The organism is Sphingobacterium humi, assembly GCF_009768885.1.
GTDB classification, from domain to species: domain Bacteria; phylum Bacteroidota; class Bacteroidia; order Sphingobacteriales; family Sphingobacteriaceae; genus Sphingobacterium; species Sphingobacterium humi.
This window is the reverse complement of record NZ_WSQA01000018.1, coordinates 59639-80982: the sequence shown is the minus strand read 5'-3', so window position 1 is coordinate 80982 and position 21344 is coordinate 59639. Positions and strand designations below refer to the sequence as shown.

Sequence of the window (21344 nt, the reverse complement as noted above, 5' to 3'; positions counted from 1 at the left end):
TCTTGTTCAACTTTCGTCTCTCGACTACTCGCTGCGCTACTTGATCATTATTTCTTAAAGAACTTATCGCTTCCGCATCTCGCTTCCGCTGTTGTTATGTTATCAGGTTCTCCTTGCGTTGAACCCTTGAACTTATCATTTTTTTCTGCCGCTAGCCTTGCGCTTTTGGCCGTTCCCCGTAGTTGGGACTGCAAAGGTAGAAGGTTTTTTTGATTCTGCAAAATTTATTTTAAAATAATTTTCGAGACTCTTTTTGTATGGTGTGTGTTGCTGCTAATTGCTTAGTCTCAACCGCCCATTCCCTTCTGTTTGTCATGGCTGCTTCCAGCCGTCCCTCCCTTGCGGAGTGGTGCAAAGATAGGGACAAATTACCTTCACTTCCAAGAGATACAGCAAAGTATTTTTGTGGAAATAGCGTAACTCGCTAGGACAATGCGTGATAAATTTAGTAGATGGGAGCCTTTGGAGGTAAACTATGGGGGTTTTATGTGCTCGTGCTGTTGTTTTGGTGAGCTGTCCTGGTGAGCGGAGTCGAACCACGAACGACTGGTACGTCAGTACAGGTAGCGCATAATAACAAAGTTTGTTTAAAGAAAAAGGAAAGCATTGATTACATAAACAAGCATTGATTACATAAACAAGCATTGCTTACATAAACAAGCATTGCTTGCAAAACTTTTGCAAGTGCTGTCGTATGATTGGTAGTAGTTTTATAAGATAGCGTGCAATAAAAAGTTGAACAAAGCGTGCTACCTGTACCGACGTACCAGTCGTTCGACTCCGCTACCAATGACATGTTTGTTCAAAACACTGTAAGTAAGGTGGTTATGCATTATGATTTGCATTGACGTACCAATGGTTCGACTCCGCTCACCATGACAACTCTCGCCACAACGCGGTACAAAGCGTGCCACAGTTTGTAAGCAAAGCTTTCAAGCAATGCTACTTAATGTCATCACCTTCCAATAAATTTTGCAAACATTTTACCCCCCTCACGATGACAACCCGTCCACAAAACGTTGACAACCCGTCGACAGCACGATGACAGCACGCCGACAGCACGATGACAGCACAGGCCACAACGCAGTAAAGGCGGGCAGCAGCTTCCATCCCCACCCCCGCCTGCAGGCTCTAACTACTAAATACTCCATACTAACTACTGGGACTACCCCTTCCTCACCCCTTCCTCTCCCCTTTCTCACCCGTATCAATCCCCTTTGCAATAGGCTGAACAAGGGGTCACAAAAAAGACAACAAGGACACTCCAAAAAGGTTCATCAAAACAAATGGGGAAGCGATTGCTTCCCCATTCCATCTATTTTATAATACCCATTTATTTCCAGCCACCACCAAGTGCTTTATATAATACGACTTGATTCAGCATTTTCTCTTTGAGGATTTCTACCTCGGCTACCTGTGCGGCAACCAATCCCTTTTGAGTGGTGATGACGTCCAGGTAGGTGACCCGTCCGGCGATAAATAGTTCTTCGGCAGCCTGGATCGACGATTCCAGGGCCAGCACTTGTTCTTGTACGAAATCTTCACGGGTTTGGATGGTGCCATGCGTTTTCAAGGCTAAAGACACCTCGTTTACGGCGTTTAGCACTACCTTTTCGTATTCTAGGAAGCCTATGCCATAGGCCGCCTTCATGGTTTCGTACTGCGATTTAAGTTCGCGTTGTTTAAATAAGGGTACCGTTACGCCTCCAAAAAGGCCATAGGTTAGCGATTTGTCGATATTAAACAGCTTGTCGATGCTAAAGCTTTGCAAGCCCAGGTATGGACTAATGGCTACCGAAGGCAGGAAGGATAAGCGGGATGTTTCGAGATCATGGTAATTTGCTTTCAGGTCCAATCCGGCGCGGCGGATGTCCAGGCGATTATTGAATAAGTCTTCCAAGCTACCCACGGAAAGGTCGGCAAACAGGAGGTTATCGCGAATCGGCATATTACTGCGCAGAATAGGTTGGTATACCCTACCCAGTAAGGCATTAATCTGGTGCTCGTAGGCTAATATCTCCTGCATGGCGTTCGCTCTTCCCGCTTTAGATTCGGCAAGAATTGATTTAAACTGCTGTACGGCAAGTTCGTCGGAACGTCCGGCTTCCTTTTGTGCTTCCACAATTTCGAGGGCGCGTTCGTGCAGGGTAATGTTCTCCTCGTACACCTTAATCTTTTGGTCCAGACTAATCAGCTCATAATAGGCCGAGGCAATGCTGCTGATCAGTTCGGTTTCCATTAAGCGTTTCAGCTCACTTTCTGCCATCAGCCCCATAAATGCGGCCTCCCGGCGGTTGCGGAGTTTGCCCCAGAGGTCGATTTCCCAAGAAGCCCGCACCCCAACGAAGTAATCGGGGATAAAAGGCTCCGGTAGTTTCTCGTCGTCGGTTAAGTTTTCCGAGAAATTGGAATCGTAATTACCGATTCCCGACTCCGTATAATGGCCATACTTACGCAATCCAGCTTCCACGGCGGCATCCACCGAAGGGAAAAGGGCCGATTTGCGGAACCTAAAATTGGCCTGTGCCATTTCAATGCGATGGAGCGCCTGGCGCAGGTCCCGATTATACAGCATCCCCGAATCGATTAAACTAATCAGGTTCGCATCGGTAAAGACCTCCCGCCATGGCAGATTCGCCAGCGTACTGGAATCCGTCAATATTTCTTTGGCTTCGGTTTGCATGGTCGGATCCACAGGTTGTTGGGTCGTTTGTTTCGGCACCGAACAAGAAGCAATCAACAAAATAACCGTCATGGCCACGGCTGCTTCCTTCAGCTTGGTCGGCTTTTTGGGGCTCGTTTTCTTCTTTCTACGGGAGAATAGCACCACCAATCCCGGGATCACCAGTACCCCAACGATCGTTCCGATCACCATACCGCCTACCGCAGCCGTACCGATGGTCCGGTTACCGATAGCACCGGCACCTGAGGCCAGCATCAATGGAATTAGACCGGCGGCGAAAGCAAAGGAAGTCATTAAGATTGGACGCAAACGTGCTACCGCTCCTTCAATAGAAGCTTCAAGTACATCCATGCCCTGTTTCCGTTTTAAGTTGGCATACTCCACAATTAAGATGGCGTTTTTACCTAATAAACCAATCAACATCACCAGGGATACCTGCGCATAGATGTTATTCTCCAATCCGAATATTTTCAGGAAGAAGAAGGCACCGAAAATACCCGCCGGCAGACATAAGATAACCGGCAATGGCAATAGGAAACTTTCGTATTGTGCACATAACAAGAGGTACACAAACACCAAACACAGCAAGAAGATATAGGCCGCCTGGTTTCCTGAAATTTTCTGTTCACGCGTCATCCCTGACCATTCGATGGCAAAGCCTTGCGGCAATTCGGCAGTGATACGTTCCACCGCTTCAATGGCCTGGCCGGAGCTGAAGCCCGGCGCGGCTTGCCCGGTAATCATGGCTGAGGTAAACATATTATAGCGTGTAATCTGCTCCGGTCCGTAGATTCGCTTCATCGTCATAAAGGACGAATAAGGCACCATCTCCCCTTCTGCGGTTTTCACATAGAGATTCAGGATATCTTCCGGTCGTTGACGCGAGAAAGCATCCGACTGCACCATAACTTTATACATCTGCCCATAGCGAATAAAGTTGGTTGCATATTGCGAACCCAATAGGGTTTGTAAGGTATTCATGGAGTTCTCTACGGAAATCCCTTTCTTGGCCGCTAAGTCGTAATCAATTTCCAACATATATTGTGGGAAGTTCACGTCGAAGGTAGAGCTTACGCTTTCGATCACTTCATCTTCGCTCAGCTTTGCCATAAAGTCTTTTACTACTTTATCAGTTTCCGATAAGTCTTCGTTTCCGGAGCGATCCAATAAGCGAAGTTCAAAACCGGAGGAGTTACCGAAACCCGGTACGGTTGGCGGCGGGAAGAATTCCACTTCGGCATCGGCGATATGGGCTGTTTTTTCACGTAATACCCGCATCACATCATCTACCGTTTGGTCGCGGTTCTTCCACTCCTTTAAGTTAATCATCCCCATACCATAAGAGGCACCGGATACTTCCGTAACAATACTATAACCGGCCAAGATGGATACGGTTTCTACGACATCCAATTCACGTGAGATGGCATCCACCTCATTCAACACAGCTTCCGTACGGTCTACGGTTGCCCCTGGCGGCGTGGTCACTGCTACGTAAATCATCCCTTGGTCTTCGGTTGGAATAAAGCCCGAAGGCAATACCGCTGCCGAGCCCCAAGTCAGCACGAACATAATGGCCAATGCGGCTAGGGTAATTAGGCGGCGGCCGGCTATTTTTCCGAGGACGCCTTTATAGCCACCCGAGATCCGATCGTATACCCGGTTGAATCCGCGGAAGAATTTATCTAACCAGTTATTGCTCGGTTTCTTATCGTGCGGCGAGCGCAAGATAATGGCACAAAGTGCCGGCGTTAAGGTCAAGGCATTAATTCCTGAAATAACAATCGCTGCAGCCAAGGTTAAGGAGAACTGCCGATAGAAAATACCGACCGGGCCATCTAAGAAGGCCACCGGTACGAATACCGCCGACATCACCAAGGTAATGGCAACTACTGCTGAACCTACTTCGTCCATGGCCGCCAAGGTTGCCTCCATGGGAGAAAGGTGCTCTTCCTCCATCTTGGCGTAGACGGCCTCGACGACGACAATACCGTTGTCGACGACAATACCAATGGCAAGGACTAAGGCAAATAAGGTTAAAAGGTTAATCGAGAAGCCCATCATCTGCATAAAGAATAGGGATCCGATTAAACACACCGGTACCGCCAGAATAGGGATAATGGTGGCTCTGAAATCTTGTAGGAAGATAAATACCACCAAGAATACCAAGATAAAGGCCTCGACCAGGGTAATCAATACGCTGGAAATGGAGGCATTTAAGAATCGGGATACGTCATAACCCATGGTATAGGTCATTCCCGGCGGGAAAGTTGCGCCTTTGAGTTCGTCCATGCGGTCTTTCACACGCTGTATAACTTCCTGCGCATTGGAGCCCGGCAACTGTTTCAACATGATGGAAGCCGAAGGACGTCCGTCGGTTTTAGACACCATTTCGTAATCCAAGGAACCGAATTCTACGTCGGCAATATCCTTGATACGGATTACCGAACCATCTACATTGGCACGGATCGGAATATTTTCATATTCGGCCACCTCGGTAAATTTACCCGGATAGCGTAAAACATACTGCTGCATGTTGACGGTCTTATCGGAACTGATCCCCGTTTGTCCGGGAGCGGCTTCGATATTTTGGCGACGAAGGGAAGCGACCAGCTCTTCCGTAGAAATGGAATAGGCCGACATACGATCCGGACGCACCCAGATACGCATGGCGTAATCCTTCATACCCATAATCTGCGCAAAACCAACCCCTTCAATCCGTTTCAACTCTTTCAGGATGTTAATATCCGTGAAGTTGTAGATGAATCGTTCATCGGCGGTTTCATCATCCGTATAGAGGTTTAAGTACATCAACATACTGTTCACCTCTTTTTCGGTGGTAACCCCGGCTTTAATCACCTCTTCGGGTAATTCATCGAGCACGGTTGTCACCCTGTTTTGCACGTTTACCGCAGCAATATCCGGGTCTGTTCCTACCTTAAAGAACACCTGAATAAGGGTGGTTCCGTTATTGGTAGAAACGGTATTCATATAGGTCATACCGGCCACCCCGTTAATGGCTTTTTCTAAGGGAATGGCGACGGCATTGGTACTCACCTCGGCATTTGCACCGGTATAATTGGCGGTTACTACCACCGATGGCGGTACGATATCCGGGAATTGGGTGATGGGCAAGGTAAAGAGTGCCAACAGCCCCAATAGGGTAATAAATATGGATATGACCAGTGATAACACCGGTCTTTTAATAAATTTCTCAAACATGAATGCCCGTCCTCTCTTTAGTTATTTACCAGTTTAGGTTTCACAATCATGCCGTCGCGTAGGGATTTCACCCCTTCGTATACAATTTTAGCGTCTTTCGGCAGTCCATTTTCTACGATATAATAATGGCCCACGCGCTGTCCGTTTTTAAATGGCGTCATGCGCACTGTATCGCCATACAAGGTATACACATAGGCCTTGTCTTGAATTTCGACCACCGATTTCTGGTGCACCATAACTAAGTTTCCGGTTTGTGTAGGCACACCGATACGTCCTGTTGCGCCATGCTTTAAGATGCCTTCAGGATTCGGGAATTTCGCACGTAAGGAAATGGAACCTGTGCTGGCTTCAAACTCCGACTCTACAATTTCTGCTTGTCCGGTATGCGGGTATAGCTGACCGTTGGCTAGAATCAGCTGCACTTCTTTTTTGAAGCGTGCGGCTTTATTGATGGTCGGGTCGGTAACAATGGCTAAGTACTCCGGCTCGGAGATATCGAAATACACATTCACATGGGCCAGATCGGAAATACTGGTAATGAGGGATCCTTCTTCCAATAGGGATCCTTCTTTTAATAAAATCCGGTCTATTCGGCCATCAAAAGGGGCACGGATTTGGGTATTTGCCAATTTCGTTCGGTTTTGGTTCAACACCGCTTCGGCCTCTTTCACTTTGGCTTGGGCAGCACGCAGCTGTACCCGCAGCAGTTCATACTCCGATTGACTGACAATATTTTTATCCACCAATTTTTTGGTGCGTTCCATTTCGAGTTCTACTTTTTTCACTTCGGCTTGTGCAGAGTTCAATAGGGCTTGCGCCTGTGCAAAATCAGCCTTGTACTCATCGTCCATCAAGGAGAATAGCACTTGACCTTTGCGAACATGTGCACCTTCATCTACATAGATTTTATGCAGGAATCCGGTTAATCTGGAACGTAGTTCAACATTTCTTTGGGATTGGATATCGGCAATATACTCTTTGTAAATCACGGTATCCATGTGTGTTAATTGGGTAACTGGAACAAGTTTAGGCTCCATCACCGCTGTTTTTTCATTCGAATTCGCTGTACATGATGCAGCAAGAGCGGCCCATCCAAGAAGGGGCAACAGCAAGAGATTGTTTTTCATTGCAATTAAAAAATAGTGGGTATATAAAATAAAATAGATAACAAGCGAATAGCGGGTACTTCCTAGGGAAATGCCACACGATTCAAGGCCAAAGGGAAATTGGACTTAGAAAGGACGGTACCTATACAAAAAGTGATAATAGCCGGGGCGGCATCTCGTTTTTGATAGGTAAAAAGGATGTTTTCGGTCGTTGATCAATAGGGTTACTTTGGCTAAGAGCCAAGAAACCAAGAGTACTAAAGGTAGAAAACCCAACATGAGGGCAAAGATTCGATAGTCGTCGAAAATAATATCAGGTAGGTTTTCAGGTTCGTCGGAATGGCTGAAGTTCAACACTTCCTCCAGAACGACTTCTACGAATGTTTCATTGGATGCTTGGGGTGCTAGCCCAAAGTAATCTGCCTGCTTCACCTCGTAACATAGGATGTTAAGGTAGCCAAAGAGTGCCAAGAAGTGTAGCAGTTTGAACATATGCTGCAAAGATACGCAAGATGGCAAGGCAGAAGGCCAATCCTATTGTAAAAAAAATGTGATATAAACGGTTTAGCGGGCTATTTTTTGGGTTCTTCCTCGCTGACTTGTTGAGGCTCGTCATCGAATAGAATACGGATAGAAGGCGTATAAGTGTCCTCATGCTGTCCATTTTTGCTGGCCCAGAAGAAGGCACCCAAAAAGAAAAGGGCGATGATGACGCTGCAACCGATAAGCATAAAGATGATATCCATATTACAAAGTTATATTAATTTTCTACGTTTTGCATATCCCCTAGTCATTAAACTAGTGAAGGAGATGATAGTAACTGTACTGATGGGCATTAAAATGGCGGCAAACAGTGGCGACATAGTTCCCTGCACGGCGAAGCTTAAGCCAATGGTATTATAGAGTAAGGAAATGATAAAACTCATTTTAATGACCTTGACGGCATCCTTACTAAACTGAAAGAATTTCGGGAGTTTATGGAAGGCTTCCCCATCTAAAATGGCATCACAACCGGGCGAGAAATTATTGATATCGTCGGAAACTGCGATACCTAAATCAGCCTTGCGAAGCGCTCCGGCATCATTCAGACCATCTCCCAGCATACATACTTTTTGTCCCTGATTTTGCCATGCTTCAATTTTATGGAGTTTATCTGCCGGCGATTGATTGAACAAGAGATTGGCCTGGTTGGGGAAGATCATGCGCAAGGCATCGGCACGGCGCTCATTGTCTCCGGAAATCAAATGTAATTGGTATTCATTTCCCTCGAGGGAGTTGATTACGTTAGAGAGGCCTTCTCGCCAAGATTGCTCCAGGGTAAATAAACCTTTCACGACGTTATTGACAGCAATATACACCACCGATCCTTCTGCTTCTTTTTTAGCTGTGCCCACAAAGCTGGCCGATCCGATTTTCATATGCAGGTCTTGGTAGGTTCCCTCCTGTCCTTTACCCACCCGTTCGGCATAGGCTGTAATCGGAATCAAGGGCACTTCGCCAAGCCATTTGATAATTTCGCGGCTAAGCGGGTGATTGGAGTTTCGACAGATGGCATAGATCATGCTTTTCTCTTGTGCGGAAAGGGCGCCTTCGAAATACATACTCGACACATTCGGCGAAGATATCGTTCCGGTTTTATCAAATACCACGGTATCTATGGCAGCCATCTGCTCTATTGCTGCCGTATTTTTGATGTACAGTTTATTTTTATCGAAGATGCTTAAGGCTGCAGACAGGGTAAATGGCGAACTTAAGGCTAAGGCACATGGACAAGCGATAATAAGTACAGCGGTAAAAGCGGCCCAGGCTTTATCGGCATTGCCGCCAAGAATCCAATATAAGGCTGCAGAAAAGGCAACCAACAATAAGCCTATCGTAAAGTATTTACTGATATAGCCAATAAAGGTTTCGAACTTCTTCTCGACGTGTTTAAAGCTTTCGTTATTCCAGAGCTTGGTCAGGTAGCTTTGCGAGACGGCTTTTACGACCTCCAACTCAATGGCTTCCCCAATTTGCCGCCCACCGGCATATACGACTTCGCCTAGCACCTTTTCTACCGGTTTACTCTCCCCTGTTACGAAGCTAAAGTCGACCGAAGCATTTCCTTTTAAAAGAATAGCATCGGCGGGAATAATCTCATTATTGCGCACCATAATCCGATCGCCGATTTGTAAATCGGCAATTTGAGTAGGCTTCGTCTGTTCGCCCTCCAATACCGTTACGGCTACAGGGAAATACGAACGGTAATCGCGCTCAAAGGAAATATGGTAATAGGTTCTTTGTTGCACCCATTTTCCGATCAGGATAAAAAACACCAAACTACAGAGGGTATCCATAAATCCGGCTCCCGTTTGGGAGATAATCTCGAAGGCGGAGCGGAAAAACAACACGAATATCCCCAGAGCCAAAGGCACATCCAGGTTGAGGCGTTTTTGTTTTAAGCTGTACCAGGCTGATTTAAAATAATCGGAGGCTGAAAACAACAGCACCGGTAAACCGAAGGCCAGGTTCATATAGCCAAAGAAGCTGGCATATTGTTTTTCAAAATCGGCCATGCCAAAATAATCCGGGAAGGAAATCATCATGGAGTTCCCGAAGCAGAAACCGGCGACGGTAATTTTAGCAATAAGGTTGTTCTGATTGAGCTTCTTTCCTTCTTTTACCACATCTTGGAGGGTAATTTTCGGGTCGTATCCGATTTGATGGAGCAGTTGCACCAATTCGCGTAAGGATATTTCCTTTTTGAAGAAGGTGATGCTGGCCTGTTTTTTCATAAAATCTACCTGCGATGTTTTCACACCGGGATTTAGTTTATACAGGTTTTCCAAGAGCCAGATACAGGAACTGCAGTGTATGGCAGGAACGTAAAAGGTGATGATGGCCAATTCCTCGTCTTGATAATCGACGAGTTTGGCAATAATATTAGGCTCATCCAGGTAGGCCAGGTCTTCCTTTTGGATTTTCTGGGATTTTCCCGGATGGCTATTATAGCGATAATAGCTGGCCATGTTGTTTTCATTCAGGATTTGATAAACCGTTTGGCAACCCAAACAGCAGAAACGGTGGCTATCCAACTGATAAGAGGTATCTTCTATAGGATCTCCGCAGTGGTAACAACTGGTATCTATCTTCAATTCCTTATTCACATCCATGGCAATCGCTTTATATGGCTTGACTAAATAGGTTTTCTCTTTCTTTGGTTTGATGTAACCGCACGTCGAACGCCATACATACATTGCGCAGGAATGATTTTCCGAGTTCGGTTATTTCTACTTTATTCGCTTTATGGCTAACCAGGCCATCGGCAATCATGGGTTGCAAGCGTTCCACGATAGCCTCGTTTTCGCTGGCCCCATCTTTCAAGATAACCTTTCCGCGGCACATCATATCCAAGATGTATTGACGAATTAAGGTGTCTTGTTCGGTTAGCAAGTGTCCTTTCACCACAGGTAGTTTCCCCTCTCCTATTAACGCATGATACTCCTCTACGGTTTTCACATTTTGCGCAAAGGCCGACCAGGCATCGGAGATGGATGATACACCCAGACCAATCAACAGGGGTGTATACCTATCGGCATAGCCCATGAAGTTACGGTGTAGCCCCCCATTCTTAGAAGCAATATACAAAGCATCTTCGACTTTCGAGAAGTGGTCCATGCCCACATCTTTAAATCCGGCTTCCTGAATCATGCTTTTGCCAAGGCGGTAAAGGTTTAGTTTTTCCTCACCCACAGGCAGGTCATGCTCGGTGAAGCGGCGTTGTCCGGGTTTAATCCAAGGCACATGGGCATAGCTGTAAAACGATATCCGATCGGGGTTTAAGCGTAGCGAATGTTCAATCGTCATCTTTACCGACTCTTGGGTTTGCATAGGCAGCCCATAAATCAAATCGAAGTTAATAGAATCGTATCCAATTTCGCGGGCATCTTTCATCACCCGATCTACATCTTCAACGGTTTGATGCCTGTTGATGATAAACTGCACTTTCTCATCAAAATCTTGAATGCCTAAGCTCAAGCGTTTAAATCCTAAATCGTATAAGGTTTTCAGATGCTCGTAGGTGGTATTTGCTGGGTGAGCCTCGAAGGAAAAGGATGCTTCTGCCGTTTTTTTATTTCCAGCCAGCAGGCCATCGATCAAGCGTTTGAGGTTTTCAGCTTGGAAGAAGGTGGGTGTTCCTCCGCCCAAGTGTATTTCAGCGATCATTAAGCTTTCCGATCCTAATATCCGTTTGTACATGGCCCACTCTTTTAGGAGGGAACTGATGTATGGATCTTCGACTTGGTGATTCTTGGTAATGCGGGTATTACAGCCGCAATAGGTACATAGACTTTCACAATAAGGCAGGTGCACATAGATGCTGATGCCATTTTGTTTTGAACTTTTATAATTCTGCGATACGCGGAATCGCCATTCGTGTTCTTTGAAGTCCTCATTTTCCCAGAACGGTACGGTTGGGTAGCTGGTATAGCGAGGAGCAGCAACATTGTATTTGCTGATGAGTTGGTTTAAGGTACTGTTTTCCATATTAACCTAGTTTTTGCTTATTAGCGCAGTCCATTCGACATTGACATGCATCGCCAGCGCATCCCCCTACCATCCATTGGGTTAGATTTTGAATGGTTTGCTTGGCAATACTTTCCATGCTTTGATCGAAAGGAACATTGGCGACATGCATCTTTAACTCACCGGCATAATCCAGGTCGATATGATCGGTTGTTTTTGAGCGGGTAATGATGCTTTTTACGCCTAATTTGAATAATTCGAATAACATGACTTTATCAAGAATATCACGTTCGGACACCAATACAGCCTCTTTTCCGGCAGCAAAATGAATGGTACTAAAGTTCAACCCGTTGGATATTAACGTCAGGTCGTGCACCTTGGCATTTGCTTTGGCCAAAAACACTTTTTCTTGATCTAATATGTTATATGCAATCACTCTCATCCCTAATGTAAAAGATATTTGCTCAAAGGTAGGCCAAAAACTAAGCGTAACTAGTGAAGGGGGTCAGGTAAAGAAGTGATTTATATCACGTTCTAAAAGGGGTTAAAAAATGCGCCTATCCTGTTTAAAGTGGGTTTTCATCTTTTCCAGGCTTAGAATTTTATCTTCCATGAATTAATTTTCTAGCAAGAAAAGTGAATACCTAAGCCCTATTTAATCTTGTAGCTAAAAATCTATGCAACTAATTAAAAACAAAGCTAAATAAGGGGATTAGGTTGCGAAAAAGAATAGGATAAAAAGGAAAGTAACGCTAAAAAAACAGCCTTCACGTTTTGGGTGAAGGCTGTTTTTTTAGCAAGAGGTAAAAACTTTATTGCTTGATATTTTTCAATCGACTTACCGAGAATATTTTAATGGCATTCCCTTCTTTGGTCAATAATTTTTCATCTTTAAAATCGGCAAGCATGCGGCTAATTGTTTCGTTAGCTGTACCGGCAAGGGCTGCAAGGTCATCTCTAGAAATTTTAATGGTCACCTCGTCCTGTTCATTGCTCGATTTTTCTGCCACATTCACCAAAGCATTGGCTACGCGCTTGCGCACAGAATCATAAGCAAAGCCCAACATCTGCTCCTCCTTATCGCGAATATTCTGCGATAAGAGCTTGATAAGCTTAGTGGCAATGGCCGGTTTCTTATACATGAGTTCAAAAAAGTTATCCTTATGGATCAGGGCAATTTCGGCATCCTCCAACGTAGCGGTATTATCGCCGTATTTGGTATTTAATAAAACCGACTCTAAGCCGAAGAATTGATCTTCGATATAGATGTTGGTGGATAACTCGCGACCATCTTTATAGTTCAGGAAGCTGCGAACTTTTCCTTTTTTGATATAATAGACATAGACTGGCGTATCTCCAGCTTCGTAAATGGTTTGCTTTTTCTTAATGGATTTTATGCGGCCGTTATTGGCTAAATCTTGCAATAAGTAAGCTTGCTCGGTTTCGTCCAAGCGCAGGCTATCCATGGAAGGGCTGGCCTTTGCCTGCAATTGTTGTCGTTTTTTAAACCGGCTTTCAATGGCATTCAGCAATTCCAGGTCATCGAAGGGTTTGGTCAGGTAATCGTCGGCACCCATTTCCATTGCTTTCCTAACATCGGCCTTTTCGGTTTTCGCTGTCAGGAAAATAAAGGGAATATGCTGTGTTTCCTCATGTCTTCCCAACATGTATAATACGCCATATCCATCGAGCTCCGGCATCATAATATCACAAAGAATCAGATCGGGATGGTGCTTCATGGCCATATCGACGCCTGTTTTTCCTTCTTCCGCCACCAGTACGGTATACTCCCCTGTGAGTTCCAGGATTTCGGCTGTACTTTCGCGGATGTCGCTGTTATCTTCTATGATTAAGATTTTTCTTTTTTCCATTACAATTGGGTAAAACTCATTTTAAAAATAGCACCTTGATTTACTTCGGACCAATATTCCATGGTGCCGCCCATTAAAACGACATAGCGTTTCACGATATTCAATCCCAAACCTGTTCCCGGGATATTGCCGGTGTTGTTAGCACGGAAGAAAGGCTCGAAAAGGTTCACCTGCTCTTCTGCCGGGATACCGATACCATTATCTTTGACCGTAACGATGAGGTTGTCTTTATCTATTTCGGTACTGAATTCAATAAAGGTATCCTCTCCGGAATACTTAATCGCGTTGGAAACCAAGTTGATAATGCTATTCTTCAATAAGTTTGGATCGATATAAAAATCGGAAGATTCCCCGGTATGTTGATACACGATATGCTGATTTTTCTTACAGATCAGCTGCATCTCCTCGGCAATCTCCTCGCCTAAATGGATGATATTGGTTTCGTTTTTATTCACCACAACCACGCCTGCCTCTAGTTTTTCTAAAGAAAGGAAATCGTTTAAGATGGTATTGAGCAACTGTACCGAGCTTTTGATGCGGGTGGTATGCTTCTCAATGGTATTATACTCTTCCTTCTCTACATAGCGGTCGATCAGAGAAGCGGATAATTGTACCGAACTTAAAGGCGTTCTAAATTCATGGGATGCCATGGATACAAAACGCGACTTGAGTTGATTTAATTCTTTTTCTTTTTCCAAGGAAACCGATACATCGGCCTTCGCTTTTTCAAGCTCGGACACCAGTTTAATCAAATCTTTGGTGCGTTCGCGAACCTTGGTTTCCAATTCCAAAGTATGCTTTTTCAGCTCATCTTCCGCCTGTTTCTCCTTGGTCAGGTCGTGCACAAAGCCGGTGAATATTTTACCATTCTTATAGAACACTTCACTTACCGCCAAGCGGAACGGGAAAGTGGTTCCATCTTTTTTCAGTCCTCGTACCTCGCGGCCGATACCGATAATTTTCTTATGGCCAGTTTCCTCGTAGGTAGAAATATAACGATCGTGGCGCGATCGGTCTGGTTCAGGCATCAGCATAGAAATATTATTGCCGATGACCTCTTTTGCTTCATAGCCAAATAATACCAAGGCCGCCGGGTTGATGCTTTCCACAATCCCGTAACGGTCTATCGTGATGATTCCATCGATGGCATTTTCAATAATGGCTTCAAGTAGCTTTGATGATTCCAATATGCTCTTATTTTACTAATTTCTTATATTTAATACGCTTAGGTGCTACATCCCCAAGGCGTTTTTTCCGATTTTCCTCATACTCGGTATAGTTTCCTTCGAAGAAGTAGACTTGCGAGTCGCCTTCAAAGGCCAAGATATGGGTACAGATCCGGTTCAAGAACCAACGGTCGTGGGAAATAATAACTGCACAACCTCCAAAGTTCTCTAAGCCTTCTTCCAAGGCACGTAAGGTATTCACGTCGATATCGTTGGTAGGCTCATCCAGCAAAAGTACGTTAGATCCCTTTTTCAAACTAATTGCCAAGTGTACCCTATTGCGCTCACCACCGGAAAGCACATCGATTTTCTTTTGCTGATCACCGCCGTTGAAGTTAAACTTAGAGACATAGGCACGCGAGTTTACCTGCTTATTGCCGAGCAGCATGGTTTCATTTCCTCCGGTAATATTTTCCCATACGGTTTTCGTTGGATCCAGGTCATCATGCATCTGGTCAACATAGCCTAGCACTACAGTTTCACCTACACGGAAAGTTCCCGCATCAGGTTGCTCCTGTCCTGTAATCAAGCGGAACAAGGTTGTTTTACCAGCACCATTGGGGCCGATAATCCCTACGATTCCTGCTGGCGGCAAGGAGAAGCTTAGGTTTTCAAATAATATCCGATCGCCGTAGCTTTTAGAAACGCCATTGGCCTCAATCACCACATTCCCTAAACGTGGCCCCGGTGGAATGAACAATTCTAATTTTTCTTCTCGCTCTTTGGTTTCCTCGGAGGCTAGTTTCTCGTAATTATGTAAACGCGCTTTGGACTTGGCATGGCGTGCTTTTGGCGCCATTCTTACCCATTCTAATTCGCGTTCTAATGTTTTTTGACGTTTGGTTTCTTGTTTTTCCTCCTGCGAGAGGCGCTTAGCTTTTTGATCTAACCAGGAAGAGTAGTTTCCTTTCCAAGGAATTCCTTCTCCGCGGTCTAATTCTAAGATCCAACCAGCCACATTATCCAGGAAGTAACGGTCGTGGGTTACCGCGATTACCGTTCCTTTGTATTGTTGCAAGTGCAGCTCTAACCAATCAATAGATTCGGCATCCAAGTGGTTGGTAGGCTCATCGAGCAATAATACATCTGGTTCTTGTAAAAGCAGGCGACATAAAGCGACACGTCTGCGTTCTCCACCTGACAAATTGGCAATTAGGGCATCGGGCTCCGGACAGCGTAAGGCATCCATCGCACGTTCTAACTTAGCATCTAATTCCCAAGCATTTGAGGCGTCGATTTTATCTTGCAGCTCGCCTTGGCGTGCCAAGAGCTTATCCATCTCGTCGGGGTTTTCATACACCTCCGGCAATCCGAATTTCTCGTTTATCTCTTCGTATTCTTGAAGAATGGCTGTTGTTTCGGCCACCCCTTCTTCTACGACTTGTTTTACTGTTTTTTGAGGGTCTAACTCAGGTTCCTGGGCTAAGTAGCCTACAGAGTAGCCTGGGGAGAAAACCACTTCTCCTTGGTATGACTTATCGAGTCCGGCGATGATTTTGAGCAAGGAAGATTTTCCGGAGCCATTTAAACCAATGACGCCAATTTTAGCTCCATAGAAAAAGGAAAGGTATATATTCTTTAAAACTTGTTTGGATGGAGGGTAAATTTTATTCACCCCTGCCATTGAAAAGATAATTTTTTCGTCAGACATAAGTATAATGTAACTTTTTACACAAAGATAATGGAAATACTGACAAATTGGTACTTTTATGGGTATGGTCTAATTGTTGATAAATAATATCTATAACAAAAGGCTGTACCGTGTATTTTTATTACATTTATACAATTGGTACATCCACTAATAGAGAAAGGTAATATAAATGGAAGCAAAATTTTCACCCCGTGTCAAAGATGTTATTTCCTACAGCCGTGAGGAGGCTTTACGTCTTCGCCACGACTATATTGGGACAGAGCACCTTTTACTCGGATTAATACGTGAGGGCGATGGTGTTGCCATCAAGATATTGAAGAATATCGGAATAGACATGGCGGCAGTTCGTCAGTCGGTGGAGGATGCTGTGAAAGGTTCTTCTGTTTCGCGTTCTCCAGTGAACAACAATATGCCCCTGACAAAGCAGGCGGAAAAGGTTTTAAAAATAACGTATTTGGAGGCCAAGATTTTCAAAAGCGACATTATTGGAACGGAGCATTTATTATTAGCGATTTTGCGGGACGAAGAGAACATTGCTTCGCAGATATTGCAACAATATAAAGTGAACTACAATTCCTTTAAATCGGAAGTAGAGCAAAATGCGGCAGGCATCAGCGATGAGGCATCGAACACCCCTTCTGGCGGTGATGATGACTATGCAGATGAGGAATCGCAATTCTCCACCCCGAAGAAAGTGTCGGATATTAAATCGAAGACTCCGGTATTAGACAACTTTGGTCGCGATTTAACGAAAGCTGCGGAAGAAGGGAAATTAGACCCTATTGTGGGCCGTGAGAAAGAAATTGAGCGGGTTTCGCAGATTCTTTCCCGTCGGAAGAAAAACAATCCGATTTTAATCGGTGAGCCCGGTGTGGGTAAGTCAGCAATTGCTGAGGGCTTAGCACTGCGCATTATACAGCGGAAGGTTTCACGTGTCTTGTTCAACAAACGCGTAGTTACCTTGGATTTAGCCTCTTTGGTTGCCGGCACAAAATACCGTGGGCAATTTGAAGAACGCATGAAAGCGGTGATGAATGAGTTGGAAAAATCGCCGGATGTGATTTTGTTTATCGATGAAATCCATACCATTGTAGGTGCCGGTGGAGCTTCAGGTTCCTTGGATGCCTCCAACATGTTTAAACCTGCTTTAGCGCGTGGCGAGATTCAATGTATCGGTGCAACAACGCTAGATGAGTACCGCCAGTATATCGAGAAAGATGGTGCCTTGGATCGTCGTTTCCAAAAAGTAACGGTTGAACCGACTACTTACGATGATACAATCGAAATCTTAAACCGCATTAAGGATAAATATGAGGAACACCACAATGTAACTTATACGCCGGAAGCAATTGAGGCCTGTGTGTCTTTAACTACACGCTACATTACTGACCGGTTCTTACCAGACAAGGCTATTGATGCCTTGGATGAATCGGGATCTCGCGTGCACTTGAACAATATCCATGTGCCACAGAGCATCATCGATATTGAAGAGAAAATTGAAGAGGTAAAAGTAGAGAAAAATAAGGTTGTACGCAGCCAGAAATATGAGGAAGCCGCCAAGCTTCGGGATAGCGAGAAAAAGCTGATCGAGGAATTGGAGAAAGAAAAAGCTGCCTGGGAAGCCGAAACAAAAACGAAGCGCTATACGGTATCGGAAGATAACGTAGCTGAAGTTGTTTCGATGATGACGGGTATTCCTGTTCAGCGTGTGAGCCAATCGGATAGCCAAAAGCTATTGAACATGGCGGAATCGATGAAAGGCCGTATTATTGGTCAGGACGACGCTGTGCAGAAATTAGTAAAAGCTATTCAGCGTACGCGTGCAGGGTTGAAAGATCCGAAGAAACCTATTGGTTCCTTTATTTTCTTAGGTCCTACGGGTGTGGGTAAAACAGAGTTGGCGAAAGAACTTGCTCGTTTTATGTTTGACTCGGAAGATGCCTTGATCCAGATCGATATGAGTGAGTACATGGAGAAATTCGCTGTATCTCGCTTAGTCGGAGCGCCTCCGGGATATGTGGGCTACGAAGAAGGTGGGCAGTTGACCGAGAAGGTTCGTCGCAAGCCTTATGCTGTAGTCTTATTGGATGAGATTGAAAAAGCCCATCCGGATGTCTTCAACTTATTGTTGCAGGTGTTGGATGAAGGCCAATTAACAGATAGCTTAGGTCGTAAAGTCGACTTCAGAAATACCATTATCATTATGACCTCCAATATTGGAGCTCGTCAGTTGAAAGAATTTGGTCAAGGTGTTGGATTTACCACCGCTGCCAAAGAGAATCAAGCCGACTCGCACTCTAGAGGGGTTATTGAAACGGCCTTGAAACGTGCGTTCGCACCAGAGTTCTTGAACCGTATTGATGATGTGATTGTATTCAACTCGTTAAACAAAGAGCATATCTTCAAGATTATTGATATTGAACTGAAATCTTTATTCGCAAGAATTCAAGGTTTGGGCCACGGTATCAACCTGACTGAAACTGCGAAGAATTATATTGCCGAGAAAGGATACGACAGCAACTTCGGTGCACGACCATTGAAACGTGCCATCCAGAAATACTTGGAAGACCCGATTGCTGAAGAAATATTAAAAGGGGAATTAAAGAACGGTGAAACCATCTTAGTTGACTTCGATGAGGAGAAAAAAGAGATTACCGTTGCTGCCGGAGGAAAGGATCAAAATGATGATTCTGACTTAACCCCCGATGTAAAAGACAGTAAAAAGAAAGATTAAGTCCTTTCATTTTTACCAGTAAAAAAGGCGAATACCTAGTGTATTCGCCCTTTTTTATTCCATTTATTTTCCTTCCCATTAAACTTTTCGGCTTGCTATTTGTCTTAAATTAAAATAAACAAATTATTTATTTACTATTAACACTTACCTCGCATGAAAAAACTATTATTAGCATTCGCCATAGGAACAGCCTCTCTTGTTGGATTTACTGGCTGTACAAAAGAATATATCACCAACAATTATTTACCAGGTGTAAGCTATGTTATTGAAGTAGCCCCGGGTGATTGGAGTAAGAATGGAACGGAATATAGCACCAGCATTAATATGCCTGAATTGGATGATAAATATTTTCAAGATGGGCATGTAGACGTGTCGATCTCCATGGATAGCAATCCTTCTGTGTATGAAAACATTCCTGCCGAAATCGGCAACTACTCTTACAGTGCAAACTATGGAGTAGGGAAAGTAAATGTTTATGCGGTATTCAAAGGTGCTTCAGGTGTTAAAGCTCCCGAGAACATGTTAGTGAAAATTGTATTATCAGATGCAGAAGTTGGAAATTAAGTAAGATTCAACACGATATAAAAAAAGGAGCCTAGGCTCCTTTTTTTTATTTTAACATTTCTTCTGCATGTTTAATGGCTGTGGCTTCCGGATTGGCGCCGCTAAGCATCTGCGCGATTTCCAGCACGCGTTCTTCTTTCTTCAACAGCACGATATTAGACTTCGTTCGTTGCCCCAGATCTTCTTTATATACTTTGAAATGCGCATTTCCTTGAGAGGCTATTTGCGGTAAGTGGGTGATGCTGATAACCTGCATATGGGCAGCCAGCTGCTCCATGATCTCCCCTACCCGTAAGGCAACCTCGCCGGATATGCCGGTATCAATTTCATCAAAGATGATCGTCGGTAAGGATGAGGATTTGGCAACTAAGGATTTGATGGCCAACATTACCCTGGACAATTCACCTCCTGATGCTACCTTATGAATGGGCTGCAAGGATTGTCCTTTATTGGCAGAGAATAAGAAGGCGACTTCATCCTGTCCGGATGACTTGAAGTCTTCCCGTTGGATCAAGTCAATCTGCAACTGGGCATTAGGCATGCCTACTTTTGCTAATACCGACTGTACTTCCGTTTCGATACGACCTTTAACGTCCATTCGATTGGCTGTTATTTGCTTGGCTGAAGTAATCAGGTTGTTTCGGAGCGCTTCGATCTCTTTTTTCAAGCGGTCTATCTGCTCTTCCTGTTGATCAGAATCGAGCAACTTATGTTCAAATTCTTGCTGTAGGGTCAATAATGCGGCTACCGTATCTACGCGGTGTTTCTTTTGCATGCTATAGATTAAGGATAGGCGTTCGGCAACAATAGATAGTCGTTCTTCGTCCATTAGGACGCCATCAGCAAGTTGTTCTAGTTCCGCAGACACATCTTTAAGCTCGATCAAACTACTTTGCAGACGCTCGTACAAAGACTCGGCAGCCGGCAAGTAACGGGCTCCGGATTGCACCATGGCCACAGCTGATTTTAACCCATCAAGCACATTGATCTCCTCACTTTGCAGCAAACTTACGGCACCATGAAAATGCTTTTTGATTTCTTCGGCATTCTCCAACTGGCTTTGCTCGGCTTCCAGCTCCTCCTGTTCAGCCTCTTGCAGATTCGCCTGCTCCAGCTCTTGGAATACAAATTGATTGAAATCGTATTCTGCTCTAGACTTCGCGAGGCTTTCTTCCAGTTCCTGTAAGTCTGCGACGGCTTTTTTATAGGCTTGGTACTGCTTTTTATAGGTCGACAACAAGGGTTGTTGGGCAGCAACGGTATCAAGCACTAATAATTGAAAAGACTCGGTATTGATTTGCAAGGTAGCATGCTGCGAGTGGATGTCGATTAGCTTTTCACCCAATGCTTTTAAGGTCTGCAGGGTTACAGGTGTGTCGTTTACAAAAGCTCTGGATTTACCATCGGCATGCAGTTCGCGGCGTATGATTGTGCGGTCTTCGTAATCGAGGTCTAGGCTCAAAAACATCTCCTGCAGCTCATAGGGCGCAATTTCAAAATGGCCTTCAATTATACATTTGGAGGTTTCATCGAAAAAATGCTTGCTTTCTGCTCTATTGCCCAGAATAAGCCCTAGAGCTCCCATAATAATGGACTTTCCGGCTCCTGTTTCTCCCGTGATGATGTTTAATTGGCTATCGAATTCAATATCTAATGCATCTATTAATGCGTAGTTTTTTATCTGTAGTTTACTTAGCATGCCCTATCCAATGTTCTGAAACCAAATATAGTGTTTTCTATTTCCTCCCCGAAATAATGGTTTTTCTATTCTTCATTCTGCCAAT

General features: G+C 44.6%; 13 protein-coding genes. 2 read left to right on the top strand and 11 right to left on the bottom strand.

The genetic code is table 11. The features are described 5' to 3' along the window. Positions 1 to 1333 precede the first annotated feature (1333 nt). The 10 genes from GQF63_RS18450 to ettA all read right to left on the bottom strand — a co-directional run bounded on the left by GQF63_RS18450 (position 1334) and on the right by ettA (position 16262). Positions 1334 to 5902, bottom strand: coding sequence for an efflux RND transporter permease subunit (locus GQF63_RS18450; protein ID WP_160370730.1), 4569 nt, complete (start codon positions 5900 to 5902; stop codon positions 1334 to 1336). 17 nt (positions 5903 to 5919) lie between these two features. Continuing rightward, positions 5920 to 7029 (bottom strand): efflux RND transporter periplasmic adaptor subunit, encoded by a 1110-nt coding sequence (locus tag GQF63_RS18445; protein ID WP_160370729.1) that lies wholly within the window; start codon positions 7027 to 7029, stop codon positions 5920 to 5922. 105 nt (positions 7030 to 7134) lie between these two features. Then, positions 7135 to 7500 (bottom strand): hypothetical protein, encoded by a 366-nt coding sequence (locus GQF63_RS18440; RefSeq protein WP_160370728.1) that lies wholly within the window; start codon positions 7498 to 7500, stop codon positions 7135 to 7137. Positions 7501 to 7580: 80 nt separating this feature from the next. Further along, positions 7581 to 7754: a cbb3-type cytochrome oxidase assembly protein CcoS gene (ccoS, locus tag GQF63_RS18435; protein WP_160370727.1), complete on the bottom strand. Its 174-nt coding sequence runs from the start codon at positions 7752 to 7754 to the stop codon at positions 7581 to 7583. A gap of 9 nt (positions 7755 to 7763) precedes the next feature. Next, positions 7764 to 10160, bottom strand: coding sequence for a heavy metal translocating P-type ATPase (locus GQF63_RS18430; protein ID WP_160370726.1), 2397 nt, complete (start codon positions 10158 to 10160; stop codon positions 7764 to 7766). Between the two features lie 10 nt (positions 10161 to 10170). Beyond that, positions 10171 to 11535: an oxygen-independent coproporphyrinogen III oxidase gene (hemN, locus tag GQF63_RS18425; RefSeq protein WP_160370725.1), complete on the bottom strand. Its 1365-nt coding sequence runs from the start codon at positions 11533 to 11535 to the stop codon at positions 10171 to 10173. 1 nt (position 11536) lies between these two features. After that, entirely contained in the window at positions 11537 to 11956 is a 420-nt protein-coding gene (locus GQF63_RS18420; RefSeq protein ID WP_160370724.1) for a Rossmann-fold NAD(P)-binding domain-containing protein, read from the bottom strand. A gap of 370 nt (positions 11957 to 12326) precedes the next feature. Further along, positions 12327 to 13385, bottom strand: coding sequence for a response regulator (locus tag GQF63_RS18415; protein ID WP_160370723.1), 1059 nt, complete (start codon positions 13383 to 13385; stop codon positions 12327 to 12329). After that, on the bottom strand, positions 13385 to 14572 hold the full coding sequence (locus GQF63_RS18410; RefSeq protein ID WP_160370722.1) for a PAS domain-containing sensor histidine kinase: 1188 nt from the start codon (positions 14570 to 14572) through the stop codon (positions 13385 to 13387). The genes GQF63_RS18415 and GQF63_RS18410 overlap by 1 nt, the downstream gene beginning before the upstream one ends. A gap of 7 nt (positions 14573 to 14579) precedes the next feature. Then, the gene (ettA, locus tag GQF63_RS18405; protein WP_160370721.1) at positions 14580 to 16262 is read right to left on the bottom strand and encodes an energy-dependent translational throttle protein EttA; all 1683 of its coding nucleotides are present in this window, start codon (positions 16260 to 16262) and stop codon (positions 14580 to 14582) included. Positions 16263 to 16431: 169 nt separating this feature from the next. Here ettA and GQF63_RS18400 point away from each other — a divergent pair, with 169 nt between their 5' ends. Further along, complete coding sequence (locus tag GQF63_RS18400; protein WP_160370720.1) at positions 16432 to 18996, top strand: ATP-dependent Clp protease ATP-binding subunit; 2565 nt, start codon at positions 16432 to 16434, stop codon at positions 18994 to 18996. Between the two features lie 153 nt (positions 18997 to 19149). After that, positions 19150 to 19560, top strand: coding sequence for a hypothetical protein (locus GQF63_RS18395; RefSeq protein ID WP_160370719.1), 411 nt, complete (start codon positions 19150 to 19152; stop codon positions 19558 to 19560). 46 nt (positions 19561 to 19606) lie between these two features. On the opposite strand, the gene recN is transcribed toward GQF63_RS18395, so the two are convergent. After that, positions 19607 to 21259, bottom strand: a complete 1653-nt coding sequence (gene recN / locus GQF63_RS18390; protein WP_160370718.1) for a DNA repair protein RecN — start codon at positions 21257 to 21259, stop codon at positions 19607 to 19609. Between the last annotated feature and the right edge of the window lie 85 nt (positions 21260 to 21344).